Origin of the sequence: Cupriavidus sp. HMR-1, from assembly GCF_000319775.1 — a bacterium.
GTDB lineage: Bacteria > Pseudomonadota > Gammaproteobacteria > Burkholderiales > Burkholderiaceae > Cupriavidus > Cupriavidus metallidurans.
In genome coordinates this window covers 1-4,553 of sequence record NZ_ANKP01000187.1, presented here as the reverse complement: position 1 = coordinate 4,553, position 4,553 = coordinate 1, and the positions used below count along the sequence as shown (strand labels likewise).

The 4,553-nt window shown below is 66.8% G+C and carries 4 protein-coding genes; 2 read left to right on the top strand and 2 right to left on the bottom strand.

Annotated features, from left to right (window positions below):
* The coding region (locus D769_RS19865) for a LysR substrate-binding domain-containing protein (RefSeq protein WP_008648766.1) at positions 1-689 on the top strand (689 nt) is incomplete at its 5' end.
* Between the two features lie 136 nt (positions 690-825).
* Positions 826-1,785 carry a tripartite tricarboxylate transporter substrate binding protein gene (locus D769_RS19860; RefSeq protein ID WP_085959085.1) on the top strand — a complete coding sequence of 320 codons (960 nt, stop codon included), beginning with the start codon at positions 826-828 and terminating at the stop codon, positions 1,783-1,785.
* 54 nt (positions 1,786-1,839) lie between these two features.
* Here the strand turns inward: D769_RS19860 and D769_RS19855 are convergent, their stop codons facing one another.
* The gene (locus tag D769_RS19855) at positions 1,840-2,457 is read right to left on the bottom strand and encodes a LysE family translocator (protein ID WP_008648762.1); all 618 of its coding nucleotides are present in this window, start codon (positions 2,455-2,457) and stop codon (positions 1,840-1,842) included.
* Between the two features lie 75 nt (positions 2,458-2,532).
* A complete protein-coding gene (locus tag D769_RS19850) occupies positions 2,533-4,122 on the bottom strand; it encodes an EAL domain-containing protein (RefSeq protein ID WP_008648761.1) in 1,590 nt (529 codons plus the stop codon).
* Between the last annotated feature and the right edge of the window lie 431 nt (positions 4,123-4,553).

Genomic DNA, 4,553 nt, shown 5'->3' with positions numbered 1-4,553 from the left:
GCGCGGCGCGGACGGCGCGGCTGTCGGGCCACGTCAGCGTGGGCATGGCACCGAGCACGCTGGCGGTGCTGGGGCCGCCGTTCATGGTCGCGATGCGCGAGCGTTATCCCGATATCCGTCTTCATCTGGTCGAAAGCCTGTCAGGCAACCTGGCTTCGATGATTGGCGCACGCCAGCTCGACCTGGCCGTGCTGTTCCAGCTCGAAGCGGGTCAGCGCTGGAGCACCACGCCATTGCTCGAAGAGCGGCTTTTCCTGATCGCGCGCCCCGATCAGCCCGGGTTGCCAGCGGCGAATGCGGTGCGGCTCGAGGACATCGGCGACATCCCGCTGATTCTGCCCAGCAGCGCGCACGGCCTGCGCGCCGTGCTGAACGCGGCCGCGGCCCGTCACCAGCGTGCGCTGAACGTGGTGGTCGAAATCGACGGGCTGGCCGTCCTGATGGACGCCGTGCGTGCCGGCATTGGCGCGACGATTCAGCCTGGCGCCGCCGTGGCGCGCCATCTGGGCGACCCGCTGGCGCTGATCGAGATCGCCGATGCCAGCGTCAGGCGTCCGAACCTGCTGGTCAGCCTGTCGGACGACGAGCTGTCGCCGGCCGGCCTGGCAGCGCGAGGCGTGCTCGAATCGGTGGCCCGCCAACTGGTCACGGCCGAACGCTGGCCCGGTGCCACCCTTCACAAATCCTGAACACCTCCCGCCGGCACGGGGCTGGTGCAGGCTTCGCCACCTTCGTAAAGTCTCAGGGATCAGGCATTTCAGAATTCCATAGTTCCCCGAGGAGACTCGCATGACCCCATGCATGGCGCGCCGCACGGCGCTCAGGATGCTGGCGGGGGCGGCCATTGCCATGGCTGCCGTCCCGACCGGCTCCGCATTTGCCGCCGACCACTGGCCGTCGAAGCCGATCACGCTCGTTGTGCCGTTCGCGTCGGGCGGCACCACGGACATCATCGGCCGCGCAGTCGGACAACGGCTGGGCGAGGCGCTTGGCCAGCCCGTGGTGGTCGACAACCGTCCCGGCGCGGGTGGCACCATCGGCGGCGCGCTGGTAGCGCGTGCGAATCCGGACGGCTACACGTTCCTGCTGGCGACCGTGGCCCACACCATGGCCCCCGGCATCTACAAGACGCTGCCGTACGATTTCCAGAAGGATCTGGAACCGATCGGCATGGTGGCGCTGACGCCCAACGTCGTGCTGGTGAACACGTCGATTCCCGCCAAGAACGTGCAGGAACTGATCGCCTACATCAAGGCCAATCCGGGCAAGGTGAACTACGGCTCGGCGGGCATCGGCAGCACCGAGCACTTGTCCGGCGAGCTGTTCCGCTCGGCTACGGGCACCGATATCTCACACGTGCCCTACAAGGGCGGCGCGCCGATGATGACCGACCTGATCGCGGGCCAGATCCAGATGGCGATCGAGACCAGCCCGTCGGCAAATCCGCACGTGAAGAGCGGCAAGGTCAAGGCGCTGGCCGTCACGTCCGCCAAACGTTCGCCCGCCTATCCTGGTGTGCCGACGGTGGCGGAAAGCGGCGTGCCCGGCTACGAGGTGACCACGTGGTATGCGCTGATGGCGCCGCGCGGCACTCCGGAGCCGATTCGCCAGCGCATGAGCGCGGAACTTGCCAAGGTGCTGAAGCAGTCGGACGTGCAGAAGCGCTTCGACGATCAGGGCGTGACGGCTGGCGACATGACGCCGCCGCAGCTTGCCGCCTTCATCAAGGCCGAAACCACCAAGTGGACCAAGGTGGCGAAGGATTCGGGCGCGAAGGCCGAGTAATCAGCGGTATGGCATCGGGGTGGTCATATCCCCGGTGCCGCCAGGGGTATAGGGCTACAGCGCGCGCCGGATTTCCGACACGCCGAACGCGGCCAGCGCCACCCCGGCCGCGCGATCAATCCATTGACGCACGCGCATCCCCAGCGCATGACGGGCGCCACTGACGATTGTCACCAGCACGCACCACCACAGGATCGAGCCGCAGAACACGCCGAGCACCGTTGTCATCGCGATCGGGGTCGAGAACGCGCCACGCGGCGCCAGTGTGGCGAACAACGCGGCGAACATGATGATCGTCTGCGGGTTGGTCAGTGTCAGAAGCAGTGCGCTGCCAAAGGCCCGCACGCCGTACCCGTTGCTGTTCAGCGTAGCCGCCTGGTCGGTCGGCTTCTGCAGGAACGTGCGCAGCCCCAGGTAGACCAGGAACAGCCCGGCGGCCAGATGCAGTGGCTTGTCGTAGGCCAGCATGAATTGCGAGACGCCTACCAGCCCCAGCGCCGCCACCAGTCCGTAGATCGCATCGCCGCAGGCAATGCCGAAGCCGATGGCCAGCCCGGCGCGGGGCCCGTCGGTCAGCGTCCGCCGGATGCACAGCATTCCCATCGGGCCAACGGGGGCGGCCACGGCCAGGCCCACGCCGGCAGCGGTCAGGAACAGGGCGGGTAGCGACATGCGGCGGCTCCGGGGTCAATACGTTGGGAAACGATTCGGCGGCGTATCACCGGTGAGGTGGGTCGATTCTAGCCGTCAGGCCACGGCTTGCGGCGTGGCCCGCGTTATCAGTTGCGCCAGTTCCACAGCGGGCATGGGCCGCCCGAACAGCCAGCCCTGGCCGTAGTCGACGCCTTGCTCGCGCAGGAAGTCGGCCTGCATCTTGTCCTCGATGCCTTCGGCGATGACCTGCAGGCCGAGCGACTGCGCCATCGCGATGATGTGCGGCGCCACGGTACTCGACGCGGCCTCCTGACCGATCGTGTCGACGAACGACTTGTCGATCTTGAGCGCATCGACCTTGAAGCTCTGCAGGTAAGACAGGCTCGAATAGCCGGTGCCGAAGTCGTCGATATAGACCGGGTGTCCGGCATCGCGAAATGCCTGGATCGTGTCGCGGGCCACGTCGGGTTCCAGGAAGCCGCGCTCGGTGGCCTCGATGCGGATCTGCTGGGGCGCGATGCCTGAGCCGCGCAGCCGCGCATTGAGCACGCTCAGAAAGCGCCGGCTCTTGAGGTCTTCCACGCCGACGTTGATCGACACGTAGAACGACGGGAACCGGCGCAGCAGCGTGCCGAGTTCCGACAGGATAATGTCCAGCACCTGGTCGGTGATCTGCTGGATCAGTCCCGCGTTCTCCGCCATCGGAATGAACAGGTTGGGCCGCACGAGCCTGCCGTTGCGGCGCCAGCGGACCAGCGCCTCCACGCCCACCCAGTGGTTGTCCGACAGCGAAGCGATCGGCTGGTAATGCACCACCATCTCGTGGCGGCGCACGGCGCTGCGCAGTTCGCCTTCCAGGCTGAAGCGCCGCGTGGCGCGTCGCCAGACCAGGATGCCGAGCGGCACGCCGGCGGACAGTCCGACTACGAGCCCGCCGATCAGCAGCGACTTCCAGTTGGCCAGCAACGCCGCGCGCGGGGCAAGCACTACTACTGCCAGCGGCATGTTGCGTGATTTACGCAGGACGATCGAGGCGTCGTCTTCCTGCGTGGCGTCGGCGCCTGACCCATATGAGTGTTCCGAGTAGGCCTGCTGCAGCCGCGTCAGGTTCGCGCCCTGCGTTGCCGCGAAGATACGGCCGGCATCGGTCTGCACCACGGCCAGCATCCGCGATTCGCGATCGACGACATCGACGAAGACCTGCGAGTCGAGCCCGACGTTGTTGCCGTTGCGGCCGATCAGCACCACGTGTCGCTGGGTGTTGAACGGGACGGGCTGGTCGAACCAGTAGTCGAGCCCGTCAGGCGTGCGCCAGTCGGGCGGCGGCAGGGGGAACTGTCCAGGCTCGATGGGGCCAAGCAGCGCCGAGCAAAGCCGTTTGCCGGCGCGATAGATGCCGGCGTCCTGAATATAGGAATAGGTGTAGGTGATGCGGCGAAGCTGGACCAGGTTGGCGGGTGTGCATGGCTCGTCCCGCAGCATCTCCATATCCTGCAGCGCACTGATTGCCTGCGTCATGACCAGTTCGGCCCGCCGGGTCGCGGCATCGGCAAATACGCTCAGTTGGTCCGCCTCGCGCCGGTTCGCCTCGAGCTGCGCCATGAACACACCGATTCCCACGGGAAACAGCGTGGCCAACGTCGTCAGCGCGATCGTCACCACCAGGAACCAGCTTCGCTGCATCGGGGGCCCTCACGAGACTACGCTGCACGCGGCGCCTTCGGCGGGCGCCATCCATTGACCAACTAGTACTGAGCGGAGGTGAGCTGCAACAGGGAAATCACTGCCGTTGTGGGGAGCATAGCGAACAATTGCCGATCATGTCTGATACTTTTTCGGCGGCGGCAAGCGCCCCGGACGCCGCTACCACGGGTTTGGCGGCGGCAATCCGTACAGCGTAGGGGATTTGACTGCACCCGGTATATCCGTCATGCGGGTGAGACGGAACCGGGGTGGTGGGGCGGGATGCTACTTCTGGAGACGCTGGCCGGGAACGATCGCCTCGACGCGGGCAATGCCTTCGGCAGGCACCGTGGGTTCGCCGAAACCGCCGGGTGCGCCAGGTGCGCCCGGTGGAAGGCCGGGCGGTGGCCCCGGCGGATGGCCTGGCTCGC